This window comes from Bacillus sp. FSL R9-9492, from assembly GCF_038007365.1.
Lineage (GTDB): Bacteria > Bacillota > Bacilli > Bacillales > Bacillaceae_G > Bacillus_A > Bacillus_A mycoides.
In genome coordinates, this window is sequence record NZ_JBBOXC010000001.1 from 3,488,210 (window position 1) to 3,508,206 (window position 19,997).

Consider the following 19,997-nt stretch of genomic DNA (forward strand, 5'->3'; position numbering starts at 1 on the left):
GCATATTGGTGAAACCTCGAAATGGACATTTTGGTAGGCAATTCTTCTTCTCTTAAAATAACCTTAAATATATTATAGATTTAAGAATATCAGAAAAATAAATGGTATAATTTTCTAAAACATCCTGAATAAAGTTGATTTTAGAAAAGGAGTAGAGAGGAAATGTTTCAGAAGCTCAAATTTTATTTACTCAGTCTTGTAATTAGTTCAATGTTAGGTGGGATTATCATAGGTGCTAATTTCTTGGTCCATAACATCTACTATTTAGTTGTAGGTAAAGAATTTCATTTTAATATGTGGTCTTCCATTATTATATTTAGTATCGTATTTATTTCGGGTTTCTCGTATATGTTGAAAAAGGGTCCAGATATACTTGTTAATGATTAAACCAATAGTACTTATCGTAGGCGCTACCATGATCCGGTTGGCGTCTTGTTTGTTGTTAAGGAAAGATAACAAAACAAAATTTCCTTAATCACAAGGCTTTAAAAGTAACCTATCCATAGTGATATTAAAGTTACTACTAACAGGGCAAGAAGAAATGTGATATTTCGAATCCACTTTTGTATATCATCAAAATACCGCTTTATAAATGCAACGTTGATATAAAACATGAGAAATACAACAAAGAAGGTAAAGTTACCAAATTTATCATTCAATTTTTCATTAGTAAATGTGCTTACATGAAGGAATAGTAAAGCAAAAGTTACTAAGAATAACTCAAATAGCCTTTTTTTGCTCACGCCACCACCACTCTACAGTAATTTCCTTTCGTTTTATTTTATCTGAACATAGTGTGTAGCAGACTATGAATATTATACTTATGTAAAAAAGGCTAACAATTCAAGATTGTTAGCCTTAATCGCGCCTTTTAAAAGAATAACTCAATACAACAAATGACTGATTCTTCAACTTGCAATATATTCTCCTTTAATTACAAAAAACGAACCTCGAATTGTTCCAGCAAGTTTAGACTTCTGTCTAGCAAACTTAAACTTCTCTACCAACTCCGTTGGTATCTCCATTCCCTCAGAAAGCTTAAATCCAACAGCCCGCTTCTTTGGGTTATCCAACGTATACATGACGTTGACTGCAAGACCATCCTCATAGAAGACATATGCAAATTTAATATTTTCCACTTGAAAACACGATGTTTCTAAAGGTTTTGCCGCAAACTCAATATCACGTTCTTCTTTCAAAATGCGGTTCACATAATCAAGAGTCTTCTCGCTTTCACTAGCTGGTACAACCGTAAATTCATGCTTGTATTTATTCATAAAGTAACGTGCTTCATGGGCACGTAAACCAGCAAGTGCTTCTGCTACAGGTGAAGACTCCATGCCAGCTGTAGTTACGTTTTTAAAATCAACGATATCGGACAATTCCATCTCTCCTTTTAATACTTTACTTCCTAACAACTGGAATCCATATTTCACCAAATACTGAGCCGTTTCGCTGCCCCATCTCAACTGTTGTATTTGGCCCACCAACATAGGCAAAATCTTTTACTTCTGCTAATGCTTGACCAAATGCAATACCAGTAAGCTTATTACTTAGCTCCTCAGCTGTATTGCCTTCACCTTTAACTACTAGGTATTCTCCCCTCGGAAACTGGATAACTCTAGATTCTTCTTGTATCGTTGCCTCTGTCATGACACCAGCATAATACATCATCTTGTTATTCACCGCTTCACTCACAGAAAAAATGTAATCATTTGTAGCTAAAGCTTTTAAAGTGTCCAACCTTCCATCTTGTTCGACGGCCAGCCAAAAGTCTGCCTTTTCCTTGTTTATGCCCGCAAAGTCTGTATAGTGGCTCTTAAGTTCAGTTCCAATACCTAACACGATAAAGCTATCTTTTTCTTCTATTGTATAATTTTTCATATTTAAAACCTTCCTCACTTTTAAATTAATCAAACGATTTATCTTTTCACTTGATGAGTTTATAATATCTTTAAATCATGTCAAAAAATGATACTGTTTAGGAGACCAACATGAAAAAAGTTGAACGGATTAATACGATCATGCGGTACATTAATAACCGCTCCCACTTTACAATTTCTGAAATCATACGAGAATTTAACATCTCACGATCGACAGCTATTAGAGACATTAGAGAAATTGAAGCCATGGGGATGCCGCTCGTCGCTGAAGTTGGCAGGGATGGAGGATATTTTGTCATGCATAACTCTATCCTGCCCGTTGTTCGCTTTACTGATAATGAGGTCAAAGCTCTTTTTATTGCCTTTATGGCCACAAGAAATCAACAACTTCCCTATCTAAAGAGTCGTCAGTCTTTAGCCGAAAAATTACTAGGACTCATCTCAGAAATCCAGCAGGATGACCTTGTTCTTTTAAATCAAATCTTGCTTTTTGAAGGGACTAACCCTCATAATCCTGACCTACTTGAGCTTTCCGACCTCCCCCATCCTATGTTAGAAAAACTCATCCAAATCCTTCTTTTGGATAGCCATTTATTGATTACCGTAAAAGAAGAGGAGGAAACCAAGTCTTATCCAATTTATCTACTACACCTTTATCAAGAAAAAAGCCATTGGATAATTGAAGGCTTTGATATAAAAGAAGAAAAAAAGAAGATGTTTCTTGTCGATCATCTCATTAATGTCGAACCCTATACGACGAAAAATAGATTAAGTAAGAAAAAAATTTCAGAAAAACTAAGTAAGAAGGACGAAGCAATCAACCTTGTACTTGAACTTGGTCCAAAAGCGATTACCCAGTTCAAAAAATACCATCCTATAAAAATTTCTATTTCCTATACAAATCCTTACCAATCCACAGCCATTCTAAAAACTTTTATCAATGTTAACAATCTCGATGAATTGATAGAAATAACAAATTGGCTACTTTTCCTAGGTAAAGATATCAAAATCAGGGAAGTTCCTGAAGAAGTGTTAGAAGGTTTAAAAGAGAGATTATGTTTATACTGCCCATAAGCAGTGGCCAGTTAAACCCAAAACAATATTGAGTTTGACTAGATGCCAGTTACCCCTATTTAAATACCTAGTAAAAACATTTTATTCGCTACCGCTACTTTAAACGCTCTTCTAAGAATAACGCCAACACAAAAAAAGACATGAACTAATCTTTGTTCATGTCTTTTTATATTAGAGTTTAACCTTCGTTAAAATTCGAGTGTGGATTTATCTTATCCATAAGATCTTTCATTCTTTTTTCATATTCCACTATTTTTGAACTAAAACCAACAATAGTGACTTAGAATAATGACTTAATACTTGCTAAAACAGTAAGGACACCTACAACAATAACAAATACATTGCTCATTTTCCCTTTGTATTTAGCTAGTACTGGTACTTTACTAATCGCATACATCGGTAATAGACATAAGATAGCAGCAACTAATGGACCGCTCAGAGAATCAATAATTCCAAGAATACTTGGATTTGTATAAGCGACAAACCAGCATGTTAATACAACAAAAGTAAGGATCATTGTCTTAATTGTTTTTTCTTCAATAACTTTTCCACGTGTTTTACCGAACTTAATAATCATGTCACGCATTACCTCAAATGCTCCTATATAATGGCCAAGGAAAGACTTAGTTATAGCCACAAAAGCAATGATTGGAGCTGCAATAGTGATTACAGGCGAATTAAGCTCATTAGCAAGATATGAAAGGATTGATAAGTTTTGCTCTTTTGCCATTTTTAAATCCTCTGGAGTCAAACTCAGTGTACTACTCCAAACGAAGAACATAACTACAACGAATGTCATGATATAACAAACTTTTTGTATTTGTGCACATTTAGCATCAGTAGCTTCTATTCCATACGTAGCCTTCTGTTTCACAACAAATGATGAAATCATAGGTGAATGATTAAATGAGAATACGATGATTGGTAGAATCATTAATATCGTTCCAAAATATCCTGTTCCTGTTGAAGCAGTAGAAACACTTGAAAAGCTAAGCATTGACGTATTCCACTGTGGAATTAAAGATATTGCGATGAAAAGTAGAGAAGCTATGAAAGGATATACGAGCATACTCATGATTTTCACAGTAATATCTTGACCAAAATTTAGTATAGCAATAAGGCCGAGCACTAATACAAGAGATAAAATGGCCCTTGGAGGCTCCGGCATGTGCAATTGATGCACGATAAAACTACTTGCGGTATTTGTAAGCGCAACCGAATACATCAATACGATTGTATAAATTGAGCCGAAATATACGATGTTAAAAATGATACTTGCCTTATTTCCGAAATACTCTCTTATTGTGCCTGTAATCCCCTCATCAGCAGAATTAGAAGTGTAAATCATTTTAGCAAGTGCCCTATGTGAGTAATACATAACTGGATATGCAAGCAATGTAATTAGTAGTAATGATAATAAACCACCTGAACCTGCATTAATCGGTAAAAAGAGCACCCCTGCTCCAATTGCTGTTCCAAAAAGGCTCAATGCCCAGGTAGTATCTTGTTTATGCCACTTTTTAGGATCTAGATATTTCTCATTTTTCACTGCAGTATTTTCAGCTTGAAATTCTATTTTTTTTGCAGTATTCCCATTCATATAATAAATCCCCCTTGTATCCTATTCTTACGTCTCTTTTTAGGCTTAAGAATATAGACCATTCTTAAAAAATGAACCGCTTACTTGATGCACCATATTGTAAACGATTCCACCTAAAGCTGTCTCTCTTAATGTGCGAGGCATTTATCCTCCAACCCTATACTTCGTCAGCATTGATGATATTGTTTACACCAGCTAATACGATGTCCGCTGCTACTAAACTATTTTGAAGAAATTCCCCCTCTGGTCACACACCTTTCTGCAATTAATCGTTTCAGTCTGTCCAATTTAAAAATGTTTGATATTTTCTCCGTAGGTAATCGGTTACCTCTCGACGCCCTCATTATAACGTTTATATTTACGAGTCTAATATTTTTTTATTTTTAGAAAGACAGAATAAACAGAATTATGAATAGATAATAAATTACAATTGCTATGTAGCAATTGTGTCCATTGTTTGAAGCTGTATTAGTTAGCAAAAAGGGGAAAATAATACAGATATCATTTTTGTTAACACGTTAATTATATTGGGAACTCACTATAAAGATAGTTATATTCCCCTTTGCTGAAATATCTTATTTTAGACGTAAAAACTGTTATAATAAATAATCACTATAGATATAAAGGAATAAATTAAGAAAACATAAAATCATCTAACTGAATAATTATAACTAATATCGAATTAATATTCATTTTTCAGAAAAAAAGAACTTCTTTGCCAAGGAGCCACCACATCTTCTATAATGATTGACATGTTACGCCTTTCAAAAGAATAACACCATAAGTTTCCATTTACTATATGTAATATTTATTAAGTGTAGTTTTTTCTAAATATGCATAATTTCATATTTAGAAAAAGAGAGTATACTTTCGAATTGTGTAATAAAGATATGGCCCACCTACGAAAATAGGTGGGCTTTTCATGTATAGAAATTGCATTTATTATATGGCAATTAGAATTGAGGTCAAAATATTATCTCTTCCCTTTAACTCTCTCAGGCTAATTTTTCTCAACGTCTGAACCTACTTACGTACCAACTGCGTAATCAGTAAGAATACTAACAATTATAGCAATAACTAAGATTAATGTGATTTAAATCCATTTTCCCATATATATATTATTCCAGAAGGTTTAGTTGCCATTGTGCACCGAACTGGTGGTGTTACCCTAACTGACGTTTAAATGCTTTGCCGGCGAAGAAGTAAGCGATAACCATAATGCCCACACACCAAGCAAGTGCAATCCAAATATCGTTGCCAACAGCCCCTTCATATAAGAGGGCACGAATCGCATTCACGATTGAAGTCACAGGCTGGTTTTCAGCGAACGCACGAACAATTTTTGGCATAGTTTCGGTAGGAACAAAGGCCGAACTAATAAAGGGCAGAAAAATTAGTGGGTACGAGTAGGCTGTCGCCCCTTCCATAGACTTCGCTGTCAACCCAGGAATGATAGCCAACCATGTCAGCGCCAGCGTAAACATCCCGAGTATTCCAGCTACCGCGAGCCAATCCAGAATATTAGCACTGGAACGGAAGCCCATTAAGAGCGCAACAAGAATAACCACCACGATAGTAAGCACATTAGCAACAAGTGATGTTAATACGTGAGCCCATAATACCGACGAACGCTTGATAGGCATAGTAATGAAACGTGCCATCAGCCCGCTCTTTACATCCGTAAACAACCGTACGGAAGTGTAAGCGACACCGGATGCGATAGCCATCAGCAAGATTCCCGGCAATAAATAATTGACGTAGTTATCCGTTCCTGTCTTTATGGCGCCGCCAAATACGTAGACAAACAACAGCATCATCATAATCGGCGTAATCGCTACCGTAATAATTGTATCCGGACTGCGCATGATGTTGCGCATTAAGCGCCCTAATAATACCCCTGTTTTGCTCTTCATTTACATCTCCTCCTTTTTGCCAATGATCGCAAGGAAAATTTCTTCCAATGTCGGCTGCTTCTCGATATACTCCACTTTTGTTGGCGGGAACATCTCTTTAAGTTCTGTAAGAGTACCAGTCTTAATAATTTTTCCGCCATGCAAGATAGCGATACGGTCCGCCAGTTGTTCGGCTTCCTCGAGGTACTGGGTCGTGAGCAAGATGGTTGTGCCGCCGCCGGCAAGTTCCTTGACGGTATCCCACACTTCAATCCGCGCTTCGGGGTCAAGCCCTGTCGTCGGTTCATCGAGAAAAATGACTGCTGGCGTCCCAATCAAGCTCATGGCGATATCAAGCCGGCGCTTCATCCCACCTGAGTACTGGTCTGCCCTCTGGTTGGCTGCATCAGTCAGGCTGAATCTTGCAAGCAAATTATCAGCGACTTGAGCAGGACTAGAAACTCCACGCAAATTGGCAATCATTATCAAGTTTTCTCTCCCCGTGAGCATACCGTCTAAAGCTGCAAACTGCCCTGTCAGACTGATACTTTGACGAACATGATCCGGTTGACGCTGAACGTCAAAACCACAAATACCTACTTCGCCGCCATCTTGCTTCATCAGCGTCGAGAGGATATTGACTATTGTCGTCTTGCCCGCTCCATTTGAGCCCAGCAGTGCGAAAATTTCGCCACGCTGCACTTCAAAATCTACCCCTTTTAACACTTCCTTATCTTTAAAGGATTTTTTTAATCCTTTTACAGAAATCGCTGTATTGGTCATACTTTTTTCCTCCTTAAAAAATGTTTTGTAAAGCTAGACTGCCTACACCCTCTATTTAGTATTACTGATAATCTGTATTACTTAGTACTGATTTAAAAATATAACTGAATAGCAATGGCGTCAATTCACATTTGTAACCAGCTAATCAGTCGGTATTACCTGTTGCATTTATTTTTTTCTCAATTGTTTCATGATACTTTCATTCAAATCTTCACGATACTTGGAAACATAAGTTTTAGCATTTGCCACTAGTTCGTCAGCAAAGGATGCCACGTCCTCCCCAGTGATTTCAAGCACTTGTCTGCCTTCCGCCGCACCGGCTTCAAACAAATCGATTAATTCATACTGTATGTGTAGCATATCCATCCCGTTACCAGCTGAGAAATTCCACATGTAGTTTTGAATTTTCTTAAACACAAACTGATAGTCCTCTGGCAGAGCTCCAACCCGTGCCATCATCATTTTGTACTCTTTTTTATCACCAATTAATTTTTTGAACATTTCCAACATATTATTTTTCCTCCTTTTTTATAAAGCAGAACAAGAAACTCCCAAAATATCGGCCGAATATTTAATCTTATGAGGCTAGTTTGACTTCAAGACGTTAATTTTTGATGATACAAAATCCCATTTTCTCCAAAACAATTCAAGCTCCTGACGGCCATCCTCATTTAGTGAATAAAACTTGCGAGGCGGCCCCATGTCTGACGGTTTCTTTTCAATATTCACAAGTTTTTTCTTCTCTAATCGCACAAGGATGGTATAGACCGTTCCTTCCACGACTTCAGTAAACCCAAGCTCATTAAGGTGGCGGGTAATCTCATAGCCATAAGTTTCACGGCGGCTAATGATTTCCAGAACACATCCTTCCAGCGAACCTTTCAGCATTTCAGTTAAATTTTCCATATTCTGATCCTCCTTTACCCCCTATTCTGTCTGACTTATATTCAGTATCACAGAGTACTAAGGCTAATTTTTACTGAATAGCTTTTGAGAAACCTCACTATTCAGTATTACTTATTACAACTACATTGTATGACTAAGTAGATGGAATGTCAACTCGATTTTTAAATTTTTTCTTAAATCCGCTTTTGCCTATTGGATACTGAATATATTTTTAAAAACTACGCTATTCAGTATTACTCATTACCACTACATTGTATGACTATGTAGATAGAATGTCAACTCGATTTTTAAATTTTTTCTTAAATCCGCTATTATCTATTGGATACTGCCTATTTTCTTCTTAAGAAACCTCACCACATACCTATCCAGCTAAGAAAAGGAAATACCCAAAACAAAAATTCCGCATTTTTATTTTGGGCGTTATAATATTCCGAAGTTAATGAATGTAGATAGCTCTCCTTATTAAAAAGACGGATCATTTTTTTGTTCTTCTACTAATGCACCTGTGCATCTAATACATGAGCTTGTGAATACATACAAACTCTTTATAAAGTCAACTCTACATATAGGACATCCTTTTTGTTACGATAACATCATATTCATATCTTCTGCTGCGGTTGTAATTAGTTTTAAACCGAATGTCTCTTGTAATACATCAAGCACACCAGGTGAAATAAATTCAGGTGCCTTTGGACCAATGCGAATATCTTGAATACCAAGACTAAATAGCCCAAGTAAAATGGCAACCGCTTTTTGTTCAAACCATGATAGAACAATACTCACTGGCAATTCATTCACTTCACATTGAAAAGCATCAGCTAAAGCGGCCGCTATTTTCACTGTAGAAATTGAATTATTACATTGTCCTAAGTCAATGTAACGTGGAATCTCCGTACCGGGCACAACACCATAACTCACATCATTAAAACGGAATTTCCCGCAAGAAGTTGTTAAAATAACCGTTTCTGGCGGAAGCGACGTTGCTAATTCACGATAATATTCTCCGCCTTTTCCCGGAGCATCACAACCTGCGATGACAAAGAAACGCTTAATCTTTCCTTCTTTTACTGCATTAATAATTTCCGGAGCTAATGATAATACTGTATTATGATGAAACCCTGTTACTAACTGCTCATCCGACTCCATATGTACTTCTGGAAGTTCAAGCGCTTTTTGAATCAATGGTGCAAAATCATCATTTTCAATTTTTTGTACACCCTCTAAACCTGCAATATCATATGAAAAGAATCGATCAGAGTATGATCCTTTAATTGGCATAACACAGTTCGTTGTAGCTAATATGGCACCTGTAAATTTTTCGAAAAGGCGTCGTTGATCATACCATGCCTTACCGATGTTTCCTTTTAAATGTTTATATTTTTTCAGTTGTGGATATCCGTGTGCTGGTAGCATTTCAGAATGCGTATAAATGTTAATTTCTTTTCCTTCTGTTTGCTTTAATAACTCTTCTAATGCAAATAAATTATGACCAGTAACTACAATTGCCTTACCTTCTACATGGTTCTGCGTAATTTGAACAGGCTCCGGAACACCAAAGTGATTCGTATGTGCCTCATCTAATAACTCCATTACTCGTAAAGCCGATTTCCCTACTTTCATAGCCATATCAATATGTTCTTGTTCATTAAAGTTAGAATTTGTTAATGTCATATATAGCGCTTCTTGAGTTGTAGCATCTACAAATGCATCTGTATACCCTAGCTGCGCAGCATGCGTACGATAAGCAGCTATTCCTTTTAATCCAAACACAATCGTATCTTGTAAACTTGCAATTGTTTCATTCTTACCACAAACACCCATCACTTTACATCCGCCTGTTGGCGTTTGTTCACATTGATAACAAAACATATCATCCCACCCTCTCCCAATCATTCATTACAAATCAAGCATAATACCCATTAGGAAAAAAGGATGTGATATCAATCACAATAATATATATAAATTTGTGACAGTTCATATTGTTGACATAATATTTTTACTGACACTAAAAAACATACAGAAAAATGGACACCTTTGTTGATGCCTTCAAATAGCTAGATAATTGATTTAGAGAACTATTAGCAACTAATAAGCATACAAAAACACTATTCTTTCTATCATTCAACAGAAAGAATAGCGTTTTTTCATTTTGAAGAACTATCAATTTTTTGATTAAAGATTTTATAGGAAACCTCTTTATTTACAATACATTTACACCATCTTAACATTTTTTACATTATTTATATGATATATTTATATAGAAACTACTTAAGAAATTTCATGTACATTGTTATCTTTATGATCTCTTATTTAATTGATAAGAGGTCATGTTATATTTTTATAACAGGGGTGAATTAGGATGACTGAAACATTAAAGACACTTATAATGCTTGATGTTACTTACGTTGTTATAGCAATTATGACGGTACTGGTATTTGTATACTTGGAATTAAAATCTCAGTAACTTATGCAGGCGTAATTGATAGCTTCGCATTTAAATATAGCTAGAAGAAAGCGAGGAGGAAATTGTTTCTCCTCGCTTTTATATTCCCACAGTTTCTTATTTCAACAAATCCAATGTATGTAAAAGTAATCCTCTGTCCCCTACTTCTCCATGACCAGGCACTACTAAGTTCATATTTCCATATCGGTTCAACACATTCTCAATCGATATCGACCATTCATTTACATATGCATCAGCAACATTCCCTAAATCTTTAGCTTCCGCAGATTTCACTAAACAGCCTCCAGCTAAAATGTTGTATTGCGGTAACCATACGACAATATTATCTTCTGTATGCCCTTTCCCTGGATAGAACGTTTCTACTTTTATATTTCCAAACTTCAAATTTGTAATTGTTTGTAAGTCTCCAAGTGGCTCCTCATATCCATTTTTCTTTGCTAGTTCCGCAGTTAATGCTGTACTATGCGCTTTAATGCCTCTTTCTTTCAACATTTTTATCCCGCCAATTCGATCAGCATGCGCATGTGTAATAATGACATCCGTTACGCGCTTCTGAAATTTCTTTTCTACCATCTCTATTAGTTCCTTCGTTAACTTATCATCCCAAGAAGAATCGACAAGCACTAACCCTTTAGAAGTGTTAAGAACTAGACCGTTCGATGGAACTGCTACTCCATTAAAATAACCTAACTCAGTATGAACCCCTACATTTTTGTTTAACTGAGAAATTGAAATAGTTCCTGTCTCATTCTTTATTACTTTTTGCTCTAGCTTTTGTTCCGCTTTCACAGAAGAAATTGTGCTAACAAATTGAATTGTTCCTAGTAAACTAACACATACCCCTACTTTTAATAATATATTCTTTTTCATTTTCTCCACCCTTTCTTTCAAACTAAATAGTTATTTCCTATATTAGACAATTCGTCTCAAATGTTTGTTCCATCTTTTTTTACATATTTTTCATACCATTAATAAAAAGCGCACAAAATTTTGTGCGCTTTTTAACTTTTCTTTTACCATTCACGTTTTTTATTAATCATCATTTTTTCTTCAAACGCCTTCTCTAAATCAATTTCTAACTTGTTTGCTAAATCACATACATTCCAAATTACATCAAACATTTCTAAGCCAATCTCTCTTTTCGAATCTTGTATTTTATCACGCTTTAATATAACTTCCGCTAATTCACCTAATTCCGCCATCGCATACATCGTACGTTCTTCAATTGTTGTATCTTGAAATCCTTTTTCTTTACTGAAACTCGATACATATTGCTGGAATTCCGAAATATTCATATGTAATCTCCCTTCATCGTAAATATCTCATTTTTAATAAACTTAAAATCAAAAATGTATTTTGTTAAATTATAACATTCATACTATAATTTATTTATAGCCCTTTAACGGAGGTGTTCTCAATGACTCTCTTCGCTTCGCCATCATTATTCATACTAGCCATCATTTCATTTGCACTAGCTTATTTCATCGGAGTAAAACAATACACTTGGCTCTTATCAGGATTCAATGAACGCCGTGTACCTGACAAAGTGAAGTTATCAAAAATAGTTGGTCTTTATAATTTAATTGCTGGTGTTATTGCCACAATTGGCAGTGTCTTCATTACTCCTAATGTTAAAATTATATTTCCCATCATTATTATTGGCCACGTTATAATCGCTGCTTATGTAAATACACGTATGGTTCAGTAAAAAAAGACCATCCAATTGGATGATCTTTTTTATAACTTATCAACATATTGCTTCGCTTCTAACAATGAAAATCCAAAAGCCTCTCTTACTCTCTTAATTGCTGTAACTGTTTTTCCTTCTTCCACAAGCTGGCGTAATTCTTTATTAATTTCAGGTTCTCTATCTACAATTCCCATTTCTTTCGAAATTAATTGTAATCTATCTTCCATCCTCTTTAAACGCGTATCTGTTTTCTTTTCGATTTTATTTAATTTTTCAGCGAGATACATAAATCCAAAGGCCGCTATCGGTATGACAATCCAAAATTCCAAGACTGTTCCTCCTCACTAGCATTGTTTTATTCAAGTAACTTATGTAAATTTTACCACAAGACACATTTAATGTATAATAGTAATATGCAACATTGTTGATAAAGTAAAACTTTAATCAGTGGGGGTTTTGTTCGTCCCCCACTGATTATTAGTCTTCACCAATCGGGTGTTTACGGGCAGCCCGACTCCCACCTAACTTCTTTGCCCAGTCGAATTTTGAGGTGGGAGTTTTACTACCCGTTAATGCGGGATAAAACCTTTTATTTTAGGGGGACACTTTATGAAAAGATTTTTTAAGACGTTACTACAATTTGTAGTTCTTTCAATTGCACTACATTTGTTATTTGATATAGTTGGTTGGCTTGTTTTCAATGCACCAATTAAAAACAAACAAATCTTTATTTCCTTTATAACAGCCTCATGGCTTATGTACATGTACAGAGATAAATTTTTTAAAGCATTTACTTCGAATTAACTTAAACTAAGAAAACACTTCATCGATAAAAGATGAAGTGTTTTCCTTTTCTCTCTATTTACTACTGTATAATAAAGTTAATATTCTGTTTTTAAAAGAAAGGAGTCACTATGAACTTAAAAAGTAACAATATATATGAGAAAATGAACCAATATTCTGTTTCAGGGTTAAGCTTTGCCATTATACGTGACGGTAAACTTGATGAAGCTACTGCTTTCGGAACACTTGAATCTGGAACAACTAGAACTGTCACTACGAATTCCATATTCAATTCTTGTTCTATTAGCAAATTCATCACTTCAATGCTTGTACTAACGTTATCAGATCAAGGAATCGTACATTTAGATGAAGACGTAAATGATAGACTCACATCTTGGAACATCCCTACCAATCTATTTATTTTACAGAAAAAAGTCACGCTGCGAAACTTATTAAGTCACCAATCTGGAATCATTGATCCTCCCAATAGTTTTGAACATTATACACTTGCACAAGGACTACCTAAAATGGATGAGCTCCTTGCTGGTAAAACATTATATTGCCCAGTACCTATAGAAGTAACTTATGCACCAGAAAGCCAATTCCACTACTCTGACGCAAATTTTTGTATTATCGAACAACTACTTGAAGATATTACTGGAAAATCGTTCAACCTTTTACTTGAAGAATTTATTTTTCAGCCACTACAAATGAAAAATAGCACACTCTTCTCTCCCGAAGACATAGATAAAACCGATGCTTTTGCTTGCGGGCATAATAAAGATGGAACTGTAACAAATGAGAAGTATCCATTTTATCCATTCGCAGCTGCTTCAGGCATTTGGACAACACCAACTGACTTATCAACTTTAATTATTGAAATCATTCATTCCTTACAGGGAAATAGCAAGCTGGAACTTTCTCAAAAAACAGTACAAGATATGATTTCTCCTCAAGGATGCACCAAATGGACTGGATTAGGTGTTTTTCTAGAGTATTCTAATGAAGACTTACAAATTCATTCACTTGGCTGGGGTGTTGGATTTCAATGTATGATGGTATGTAATCCATACCGAGGTAATGGCGCTGTTATTATGACGAACTCGGATTTAGGTGTTCATCAAAAGGATGGGATTATTGGTGAGATTTTAAAAATGTTATCCTTATAATTAACGAAATAAAACAAAGAAAGAAGCTGATTCTCCCAGCTTCTTTCTTTATATAACATTTTTCACCACAATTTTAATATGTTCTGGTGCGATAATTTCAGTTATACTTTCTTGGAAATCTTCATGCAGCAGTTCTTCAATATGTTCTAACTGCACTTCGACATGTGTGCATTCTAAATTATGTATGTTTAATAGTGCATAATGATCTTTCTTCTTAATTACTAAATATTGATTTTCTTCTGTTATGAGTACAGAACCTAATCGTATTCCTAGTAGACGTTGATCATCAAACTTCACAATTTTCTCCCCTTTCCAACTGCGAATGTAATTACTATACAAAAAACCTAATTTAAGGAAAAGAATCTTATATAGACTATATCATAATTTACTAAAATATAAATATCATATTTTCTTTCAATAGAAATCCCCGTTTTTTTATATATTTCGATACAAAAAACTTTCTCAACAAAAAAATTATAATTTTCAGTTTTTTATTTCATGAAAATCTATTATACTAAAGCTAATAAACGTTTGAAATGTTTGACCTCTCCTAATTCATGTACATATGGATGATCAGTAGCTGTTGCTACTGATCTATTTTTTGATTTCAGAAAGCAAATACACCGCATCCTTTCCTACACCACAAATAAGCGCAGAACCCCTTTGAGATTGCCACGGCAGTCCAATATAATACAATCCTCTTACTGGACTCATTCCCATTGTATGATTAGGAAATCCATTCATATTCACTGCCTTTTCTATTTCAATCCATTTATAATCTTGAACAAAACCAGTTGACCATATAATACTTTGTGCACTATACGTGCCACCATTCTGAAACATAATATTATTTCCTGATGCACTTACCACTTTTCCCTGTAGTTTTATTGCTCCACTACGAATAAGTTCCTTACCTTCAAAACCAAAAATGGGATCCTTTCGCTTCTGAAACCACCTTCCTCTCTTTGTATGTATTTCGGCATACAATAAACCCATTTTTTCTAACCAATTAAAAATGCTTTTTCTAAAAAGATATAACGGTAAAAAGGTTAACGGATGACTTATAGACATTGTAACTTCATGAGTTTTTGCAAGTTCTACTGCTATTTGCATGCCTGAATTCCCACCACCTACTACAAGTACTTTTCCCTTTGGAATTTGTAATGGTGATTTATATTGTGATGAATGTATTTGAAAAATATGTGATGAAAGATGTTGTGAAAATGAGGGGATGAATGGTTGCTGAAAACCACCTGATGCGATAATAACTTTTTTCGATTGTAAAATTTCTGTAGGAGTGTGTAATTCAAATATTTCTTTCTCTTTTCTTATTTTTAAAACTTGAGTCTGTAATTGTACCGGCAATTGAAAATACCTTGCATATTCTTCTAAATAAATTGCAATTTCATCTTTACATGGAAATCCACTCCCTTCTCCTTTTAATATCATACCTGGTAAACTACTATATTCCCTTGGTGTGAAGAGCTGCAAAGAATCATAGCGGTCTCTCCAAGAATCGCCAATTCGGTTTCCCGCCTCAAGTAATAAGAAACTATATCCTTCCTGCTTCAAGTAGTATCCCATTGTTAATCCAGCTTGACCAGCTCCCACGATAATTATATCTTTCATTCCAATTCCTCCTTCTCACAAACACATGAATACATGTTCATATGTTCATGCGTTTCCATAATCATAACATTTTATTTTTTTATAATTCAATATCTATCCAAAATAAAAAAGAGCAGTTCACTATAAAGTAAACTCCCCTTAATATGTATCATCTCGTTACTCATTAATATTTCAATTGTCCCCAAAGGATCTAACGGCCCATACACACTATCACCTAAATTTATTATCATTTCGAATATCTTTTAATACCGCCTTTAAAGCGTGACTATTCCCATGAATATCTGAAATCATCGCTATTTTTCTCTTCATTGTAACCCCTACTTTGATAAATTATTTATAACACCTCAATTTCTAAACCCTTTCCTCATAAAATGTAATTCTATTTGAGAACGGATCAATCACAGTTAATTCAATTGTATCCCAAGATGTTCTCTCTATATCAGGTTTTGAATACGCATAATCTTTACTTGATAAAATAGCATAATAACTTTTTAAATCCTCTATTTTCACACGAATTGCACCGCCTGGTGAAGCATCCCCGTGATGTTCAGATAAAGTGAAACTTTAATCAGTGGGGGGGTGTCCTTCCCCCACTGATTATTAGTTGAACCAATCGGGCATTTACGGGCAGTTATCTCCCACCTAACTTCCTCGCATTCGCCAAATTTTGAGGTGGGAGTCTTACTGCCCGTTAATGCGGGATAGATGTATTACAGTATCATTTAACGAAATTTGCATATATAATGGCATATTTTCCTCATACCGATGTTCCCAATCCAGTTTAAATCCTAAAAAATTAAAGTAAAATAACTGAGCCTTTACAATATCAAAAATTCTAAATATAGGTGTAATCATTTATAATCCCCTCCTATTTATAAACATCCGCCGCCAATTCCCGCAAAACATCTACATTCATCACTTCAAAACAACCACTGCTTTTCTTTATAATTTCTTTATCACAAAAAACATTTAATGTACGTAATAAATGCCGATAACTCGTCCCTAACAATTCAGCTATTTCCGTTAAATTCCCACTAAACACAATTCTATTTCCGTGCTGAACCGCCCGTTCCCCTGCTGCTAACATGTAACTCGCAAGTCGATTTTCAAGTGGATACAGTAAATTAATTGTACTATTTTTTGAAAGTCGATTTAATTTATGGGCTAAAGAACCGCAAATACATCTCAAAAATTTCGCATCATGAAATAATTGGTTTCTCACTTTCCCTAAAGGTAGCCCAACACAATACGAATCTGCCATCACTTGTACGTTTGAAGCAGTCTTTTGAGAATGAATTAACTCCACATCTCCTAGTAACTGCAAACTATCATAAAAACATAATAATACCGATTTCCCGTTACTTAATGTGTTAAACGCTTTCGCTTTTCCTTCAACAAAGAAATATAAATAATCTATCTCTTCGTTTTCTCTGCAAATGAACTCATTCTTTTTAAAAAATATAAGTTCCATATATGGTTTCATATCACTACTAAAAAATGAATCAATATTATTTTGTTTCATATACTCTGCTAATTTATTAGAATTACATACTTTCTTCATAGTCCCCCACCTTTACAACTCATCCCAATTGTAAACAAAATTTTCTTCTTCCACTATGACATATGTCATAGTAATACACAATTTCAGCATGATACAGTCATTACAAATATGAAATATAAAGGGGCTATTACATTGTATAACTTTCTTTCTGTCTTTATTGGTGTGCTCATTGCCGTTATGCTTCCATTGAATGGGATTTTATCTGAGTTAATTGGCAAGTACACAGCGAGCGTTGTCATTCACCTTGTCGGTTTAATTGCAGTTATTTTCGTTTTAATCCTTAACAAAAATAAAATCCATTTTGATAAAGGTATTCCACTTTTTTTATATAGTGCTGGGGCAATTGGAGTATTCACTGTTCTTTTTAATAATATAAGTTTCTCTGCTCTTGGTGCCTCTATTACAATTGCATTAAGCTTACTTGGTCAATCCATCGCTTCCATAGTTATTGATCATTTCGGTTTATTAGGAATGAAAGTTTCGAAGTTTGATAAGAAAAAATTAATTGGATTATTATTCATCTCTTCTGGAATTATAGTCATGACAATTTATTAATGGAGGCAAGAAAATGTTATATATTTGTATCGCTATTTCAGCTGGTGTTTCTATCGTTGTTGCTAGAATTATTAACGCGAATTTAGCAAAGGAAATTGGAAATTGGGAAGGCACATTTTTCAATTATATTACTGGATTATTTTTCTCCATGTTATTTTTAATTTTCAGTTCAGATTCGTTGTATATTTCTAGTCATACGTTACAATCCATACCTATCGCTGTATACTTAGGCGGATTAGTAGGCGTTATCGTCATCTCGTTATCAAACTATATTACTCCTAAAATATCAGCATTTTATTTAACATTACTCATCTTTATCGGACAATTGTTTACGGGGACTATCATCGATTTCTTCCTGTCACACGAACTATCAACCGGAAAAATTATCGGTGGAATTCTCGTATTAATAGGGCTCACTTACAATTTACTCGTTGATCGCCCTATAAAAACCGTGAAGCATAACCACGTTCAACTATAATACTTTACGCTTACCTATCATATATTAATAGAAAAGCTCTTCACATGAAGCCATAGAGAGGAGAATACCCTATTAAGAAAATCATTTTATTGATAGGTAGCGCATTGATTGTTTTTGGAACCGTATGGTTTTTAAACTCTGGAAAATCTATTCAAGATCTCTATACAGCAAGTAAACCAAAGAAGAAAGCTACTATTATTTCAACTCAAAGAGACTCAAATGCACCTCCTGTTTTTTTAGGAAAGCAGGAAATAAAAGATATACATGTAGAGTCGCTTAAGACAAAAAAATCTATCTTCCTTACAAAAACAGATGAATTAAAAACATTCATTAACAGTATGGATACAGCAAAAAAAGGCGATTTAACGCTAGATGAAGAAGGTTCTGATTTAGTAGATTGTAACATGTGGATTACTTTCCAAGATGGAACTTATAAACAATATTTAATTTGGATAGTAGATAACAACAGTAGTGAAGTTATGATTGCCCATCAAAACACTCCTGATGACGTAGACCTTACTTATTATCAATTAAATGAAGGTAATTCAAAAAAAGTATATAACTTATTTAAAAAGGTTATTTAATAGAAAAAGTCATGAGCTACTAGGCCCATGACTTTTTCTATTTATATATATTCAGGGAACACTTTACAACTCTTTTCCTGCTCTATATCATGTCCAAAGAAAACAATTGGGTTCTCTTTCCTAACAACTTCTTTTAAACGTTTAATTGAAGATAAAGCTAATTCCGAATCAAATCCAGCGAACGGCACTTCATCTTCAAAATTTTCTTTCGTATACGATGCATCGATCGTTAATAACACTGGGCCAGAGTTCTCTGTCTCAATGAATAGTGACTGATGCCCCGGAGTATGTCCTGGTGTATACAATAATTGAACTCCTGGTACGACTTCATAATCCCCTTCAATGATTTTGTAGTTTAAATTTGGCAAGATACATTCTTTCATATATTCTTCACTATGTTGTGCCGCCTCGTATTCAGCACGCTGCACAATAATCGGTGTATTTATAAAAGCACCATTTCCTCCTGCATGATCAAAATGTAAGTGAGAACTAATAATATACAGAAGGTCTTCTGGCTCATATCCAACGCGTTTTAAAATATTTACGATTCTATCTTCTTCAGTCATTTTGGGTAAAATCTGCCCTTCAACAAATGTACCGTTAAAAAGACCTTCATTATTAATCGCACTTTCTGGCATACCTGTATCTACTAAAATAGGTCCTTCTTCAGTCTCCAAAAGATAACACCAAACCGGTAAGTCTAATAATTTTCCTGGTGTTAATGTACTGTTAACAGACGAATGATCCAACATACAACGACCTGCTGGGACGAAATAAAGCTTCTTTACTGTCATTATGTATCCACCTTTACAAATAATTTAAGATAAAACAATACTATATTTCGCTTATGAGAAATAAACTCCTTCTCACCTTTCATTATTTCAACTATTATCTTTTCAATTGTTCACAACTTTTCATTCCAAATCCAGTGATACTGGAAAGCCTA

24 protein-coding genes and 3 pseudogenes are annotated in these 19,997 nt (G+C 34.7%); 8 read left to right on the plus strand and 19 right to left on the minus strand.

Annotation, left to right across the window (positions count from 1 at the left end):
- Positions 1-162: 162 nt before the first annotated feature.
- Positions 163-387: a hypothetical protein gene (locus MKY70_RS17730; protein ID WP_002190252.1), complete on the plus strand. Its 225-nt coding sequence runs from the start codon at positions 163-165 to the stop codon at positions 385-387.
- 98 nt (positions 388-485) lie between these two features.
- Here the strand turns inward: MKY70_RS17730 and MKY70_RS17735 are convergent, their stop codons facing one another.
- The 3 genes from MKY70_RS17735 to MKY70_RS17745 form a co-directional block, all read right to left on the minus strand.
- The gene (locus tag MKY70_RS17735) at positions 486-743 is read right to left on the minus strand and encodes a DUF3963 domain-containing protein (protein WP_033709324.1); all 258 of its coding nucleotides are present in this window, start codon (positions 741-743) and stop codon (positions 486-488) included.
- Positions 744-908: 165 nt separating this feature from the next.
- The gene (locus tag MKY70_RS17740) at positions 909-1,418 is read right to left on the minus strand and encodes a phage tail protein (protein ID WP_078176688.1); all 510 of its coding nucleotides are present in this window, start codon (positions 1,416-1,418) and stop codon (positions 909-911) included.
- Positions 1,405-1,884 carry a GyrI-like domain-containing protein gene (locus MKY70_RS17745; protein WP_044438798.1) on the minus strand — a complete coding sequence of 160 codons (480 nt, stop codon included), beginning with the start codon at positions 1,882-1,884 and terminating at the stop codon, positions 1,405-1,407. Before MKY70_RS17745 ends, MKY70_RS17740 begins: the two co-directional genes overlap by 14 nt.
- 110 nt (positions 1,885-1,994) lie before the next feature.
- Here MKY70_RS17745 and MKY70_RS17750 point away from each other — a divergent pair, with 110 nt between their 5' ends.
- Complete coding sequence (locus MKY70_RS17750) at positions 1,995-2,957, plus strand: helix-turn-helix transcriptional regulator (protein ID WP_016105538.1); 963 nt, start codon at positions 1,995-1,997, stop codon at positions 2,955-2,957.
- Between the two features lie 280 nt (positions 2,958-3,237).
- Here the strand turns inward: MKY70_RS17750 and MKY70_RS17755 are convergent, their stop codons facing one another.
- From MKY70_RS17755 to MKY70_RS17795, 9 genes and pseudogenes are all read right to left on the minus strand, one after another.
- Positions 3,238-4,557 (minus strand): aromatic amino acid transport family protein, encoded by a 1,320-nt coding sequence (locus tag MKY70_RS17755; protein WP_002014103.1) that lies wholly within the window; start codon positions 4,555-4,557, stop codon positions 3,238-3,240.
- 147 nt (positions 4,558-4,704) lie between these two features.
- A pseudogene (locus tag MKY70_RS17760) lies at positions 4,705-4,841 on the minus strand (L-serine ammonia-lyase, iron-sulfur-dependent, subunit alpha); the annotation flags it as partial.
- Between the two features lie 879 nt (positions 4,842-5,720).
- Positions 5,721-6,470, minus strand: a complete 750-nt coding sequence (locus tag MKY70_RS17765; protein WP_002190260.1) for an ABC transporter permease — start codon at positions 6,468-6,470, stop codon at positions 5,721-5,723.
- On the minus strand, positions 6,471-7,232 hold the full coding sequence (locus MKY70_RS17770; RefSeq protein WP_002190261.1) for an ABC transporter ATP-binding protein: 762 nt from the start codon (positions 7,230-7,232) through the stop codon (positions 6,471-6,473).
- A 168-nt stretch (positions 7,233-7,400) separates the two neighbouring features.
- Positions 7,401-7,742 carry a DUF1048 domain-containing protein gene (locus tag MKY70_RS17775; RefSeq protein ID WP_002014108.1) on the minus strand — a complete coding sequence of 114 codons (342 nt, stop codon included), beginning with the start codon at positions 7,740-7,742 and terminating at the stop codon, positions 7,401-7,403.
- Between the two features lie 75 nt (positions 7,743-7,817).
- Positions 7,818-8,138: a PadR family transcriptional regulator gene (locus MKY70_RS17780; protein WP_002128372.1), complete on the minus strand. Its 321-nt coding sequence runs from the start codon at positions 8,136-8,138 to the stop codon at positions 7,818-7,820.
- Between the two features lie 582 nt (positions 8,139-8,720).
- The gene (gene hcp, locus MKY70_RS17785; RefSeq protein ID WP_002137545.1) at positions 8,721-10,007 is read right to left on the minus strand and encodes a hydroxylamine reductase; all 1,287 of its coding nucleotides are present in this window, start codon (positions 10,005-10,007) and stop codon (positions 8,721-8,723) included.
- A 691-nt stretch (positions 10,008-10,698) separates the two neighbouring features.
- Positions 10,699-11,472 (minus strand): BcII family subclass B1 metallo-beta-lactamase, encoded by a 774-nt coding sequence (gene bla2 / locus MKY70_RS17790; RefSeq protein ID WP_341025404.1) that lies wholly within the window; start codon positions 11,470-11,472, stop codon positions 10,699-10,701.
- Positions 11,473-11,615: 143 nt separating this feature from the next.
- Positions 11,616-11,897 (minus strand): MazG nucleotide pyrophosphohydrolase domain-containing protein, encoded by a 282-nt coding sequence (locus tag MKY70_RS17795; RefSeq protein WP_012261329.1) that lies wholly within the window; start codon positions 11,895-11,897, stop codon positions 11,616-11,618.
- 122 nt (positions 11,898-12,019) lie between these two features.
- On the opposite strand from MKY70_RS17795, the gene MKY70_RS17800 reads away from it, so the two are divergent.
- Complete coding sequence (locus MKY70_RS17800; protein WP_002190266.1) at positions 12,020-12,310, plus strand: DUF3784 domain-containing protein; 291 nt, start codon at positions 12,020-12,022, stop codon at positions 12,308-12,310.
- Between the two features lie 29 nt (positions 12,311-12,339).
- On the opposite strand, the gene MKY70_RS17805 is transcribed toward MKY70_RS17800, so the two are convergent.
- Complete coding sequence (locus MKY70_RS17805; RefSeq protein ID WP_002128376.1) at positions 12,340-12,621, minus strand: hypothetical protein; 282 nt, start codon at positions 12,619-12,621, stop codon at positions 12,340-12,342.
- A 280-nt stretch (positions 12,622-12,901) separates the two neighbouring features.
- On the opposite strand from MKY70_RS17805, the gene MKY70_RS17810 reads away from it, so the two are divergent.
- Positions 12,902-13,096, plus strand: a complete 195-nt coding sequence (locus MKY70_RS17810; protein ID WP_002087600.1) for a hypothetical protein — start codon at positions 12,902-12,904, stop codon at positions 13,094-13,096.
- 110 nt (positions 13,097-13,206) lie between these two features.
- Positions 13,207-14,244, plus strand: a complete 1,038-nt coding sequence (locus MKY70_RS17815; RefSeq protein ID WP_341025407.1) for a serine hydrolase domain-containing protein — start codon at positions 13,207-13,209, stop codon at positions 14,242-14,244.
- 48 nt (positions 14,245-14,292) lie between these two features.
- Here the strand turns inward: MKY70_RS17815 and MKY70_RS17820 are convergent, their stop codons facing one another.
- From MKY70_RS17820 to yeiL, 5 genes and pseudogenes are all read right to left on the minus strand, one after another.
- Positions 14,293-14,541, minus strand: a complete 249-nt coding sequence (locus MKY70_RS17820) for a hypothetical protein (protein WP_002087603.1) — start codon at positions 14,539-14,541, stop codon at positions 14,293-14,295.
- Positions 14,542-14,838: 297 nt separating this feature from the next.
- On the minus strand, positions 14,839-15,873 hold the full coding sequence (locus tag MKY70_RS17825; RefSeq protein WP_341025408.1) for a flavin-containing monooxygenase: 1,035 nt from the start codon (positions 15,871-15,873) through the stop codon (positions 14,839-14,841).
- A gap of 131 nt (positions 15,874-16,004) precedes the next feature.
- Positions 16,005-16,182 (minus strand): annotated as a pseudogene (locus tag MKY70_RS17830) (metallophosphoesterase family protein); the annotation flags it as partial.
- A 42-nt stretch (positions 16,183-16,224) separates the two neighbouring features.
- Positions 16,225-16,728: pseudogene (locus tag MKY70_RS30860) on the minus strand (glyoxalase superfamily protein).
- A gap of 13 nt (positions 16,729-16,741) precedes the next feature.
- Complete coding sequence (gene yeiL / locus MKY70_RS17845; protein WP_088032329.1) at positions 16,742-17,434, minus strand: transcriptional regulator YeiL; 693 nt, start codon at positions 17,432-17,434, stop codon at positions 16,742-16,744.
- A gap of 108 nt (positions 17,435-17,542) precedes the next feature.
- On the opposite strand from yeiL, the gene MKY70_RS17850 reads away from it, so the two are divergent.
- The 3 genes from MKY70_RS17850 (at position 17,543) to MKY70_RS17860 (ending at position 19,051) form a co-directional block, all read left to right on the plus strand.
- The gene (locus tag MKY70_RS17850) at positions 17,543-17,989 is read left to right on the plus strand and encodes a DMT family transporter (protein ID WP_060749110.1); all 447 of its coding nucleotides are present in this window, start codon (positions 17,543-17,545) and stop codon (positions 17,987-17,989) included.
- Positions 17,990-18,002: 13 nt separating this feature from the next.
- Positions 18,003-18,467, plus strand: a complete 465-nt coding sequence (locus tag MKY70_RS17855; RefSeq protein ID WP_113769641.1) for a DMT family transporter — start codon at positions 18,003-18,005, stop codon at positions 18,465-18,467.
- A gap of 104 nt (positions 18,468-18,571) precedes the next feature.
- Positions 18,572-19,051 carry a hypothetical protein gene (locus MKY70_RS17860; protein WP_341025409.1) on the plus strand — a complete coding sequence of 160 codons (480 nt, stop codon included), beginning with the start codon at positions 18,572-18,574 and terminating at the stop codon, positions 19,049-19,051.
- Between the two features lie 41 nt (positions 19,052-19,092).
- Here the strand turns inward: MKY70_RS17860 and aiiA are convergent, their stop codons facing one another.
- Positions 19,093-19,845, minus strand: a complete 753-nt coding sequence (aiiA, locus tag MKY70_RS17865) for a quorum-quenching N-acyl homoserine lactonase AiiA (RefSeq protein ID WP_113769640.1) — start codon at positions 19,843-19,845, stop codon at positions 19,093-19,095.
- Positions 19,846-19,997: the final 152 nt, after the last annotated feature.

What these genes read in the sequence shown, in the direction of transcription:
- MKY70_RS17730 (WP_002190252.1), top strand. Translation starts at nt 163, where the DNA reads ATGTTTCAGAAGCTCAAATTTTATTTACTCAGTCTTGTAATTAGTTCA.
- MKY70_RS17745 (WP_044438798.1), bottom strand. Translation starts at nt 1,884, where the DNA reads ATGAAAAATTATACAATAGAAGAAAAAGATAGCTTTATCGTGTTAGGT.
- MKY70_RS17750 (WP_016105538.1), top strand. Translation starts at nt 1,995, where the DNA reads ATGAAAAAAGTTGAACGGATTAATACGATCATGCGGTACATTAATAAC.
- MKY70_RS17755 (WP_002014103.1), bottom strand. Translation starts at nt 4,557, where the DNA reads ATGAATGGGAATACTGCAAAAAAAATAGAATTTCAAGCTGAAAATACT.
- MKY70_RS17765 (WP_002190260.1), bottom strand. Translation starts at nt 6,470, where the DNA reads ATGAAGAGCAAAACAGGGGTATTATTAGGGCGCTTAATGCGCAACATC.
- MKY70_RS17770 (WP_002190261.1), bottom strand. Translation starts at nt 7,232, where the DNA reads ATGACCAATACAGCGATTTCTGTAAAAGGATTAAAAAAATCCTTTAAA.
- MKY70_RS17775 (WP_002014108.1), bottom strand. Translation starts at nt 7,742, where the DNA reads ATGTTGGAAATGTTCAAAAAATTAATTGGTGATAAAAAAGAGTACAAA.
- MKY70_RS17780 (WP_002128372.1), bottom strand. Translation starts at nt 8,138, where the DNA reads ATGGAAAATTTAACTGAAATGCTGAAAGGTTCGCTGGAAGGATGTGTT.
- hcp (WP_002137545.1), bottom strand. Translation starts at nt 10,007, where the DNA reads ATGTTTTGTTATCAATGTGAACAAACGCCAACAGGCGGATGTAAAGTG.
- bla2 (WP_341025404.1), bottom strand. Translation starts at nt 11,472, where the DNA reads ATGAAAAAGAATATATTATTAAAAGTAGGGGTATGTGTTAGTTTACTA.
- MKY70_RS17795 (WP_012261329.1), bottom strand. Translation starts at nt 11,897, where the DNA reads ATGAATATTTCGGAATTCCAGCAATATGTATCGAGTTTCAGTAAAGAA.
- MKY70_RS17800 (WP_002190266.1), top strand. Translation starts at nt 12,020, where the DNA reads ATGACTCTCTTCGCTTCGCCATCATTATTCATACTAGCCATCATTTCA.
- MKY70_RS17810 (WP_002087600.1), top strand. Translation starts at nt 12,902, where the DNA reads ATGAAAAGATTTTTTAAGACGTTACTACAATTTGTAGTTCTTTCAATT.
- MKY70_RS17815 (WP_341025407.1), top strand. Translation starts at nt 13,207, where the DNA reads ATGAACTTAAAAAGTAACAATATATATGAGAAAATGAACCAATATTCT.
- MKY70_RS17825 (WP_341025408.1), bottom strand. Translation starts at nt 15,873, where the DNA reads ATGAAAGATATAATTATCGTGGGAGCTGGTCAAGCTGGATTAACAATG.
- yeiL (WP_088032329.1), bottom strand. Translation starts at nt 17,434, where the DNA reads ATGAAGAAAGTATGTAATTCTAATAAATTAGCAGAGTATATGAAACAA.
- MKY70_RS17850 (WP_060749110.1), top strand. Translation starts at nt 17,543, where the DNA reads ATGAAATATAAAGGGGCTATTACATTGTATAACTTTCTTTCTGTCTTT.
- MKY70_RS17855 (WP_113769641.1), top strand. Translation starts at nt 18,003, where the DNA reads ATGTTATATATTTGTATCGCTATTTCAGCTGGTGTTTCTATCGTTGTT.
- aiiA (WP_113769640.1), bottom strand. Translation starts at nt 19,845, where the DNA reads ATGACAGTAAAGAAGCTTTATTTCGTCCCAGCAGGTCGTTGTATGTTG.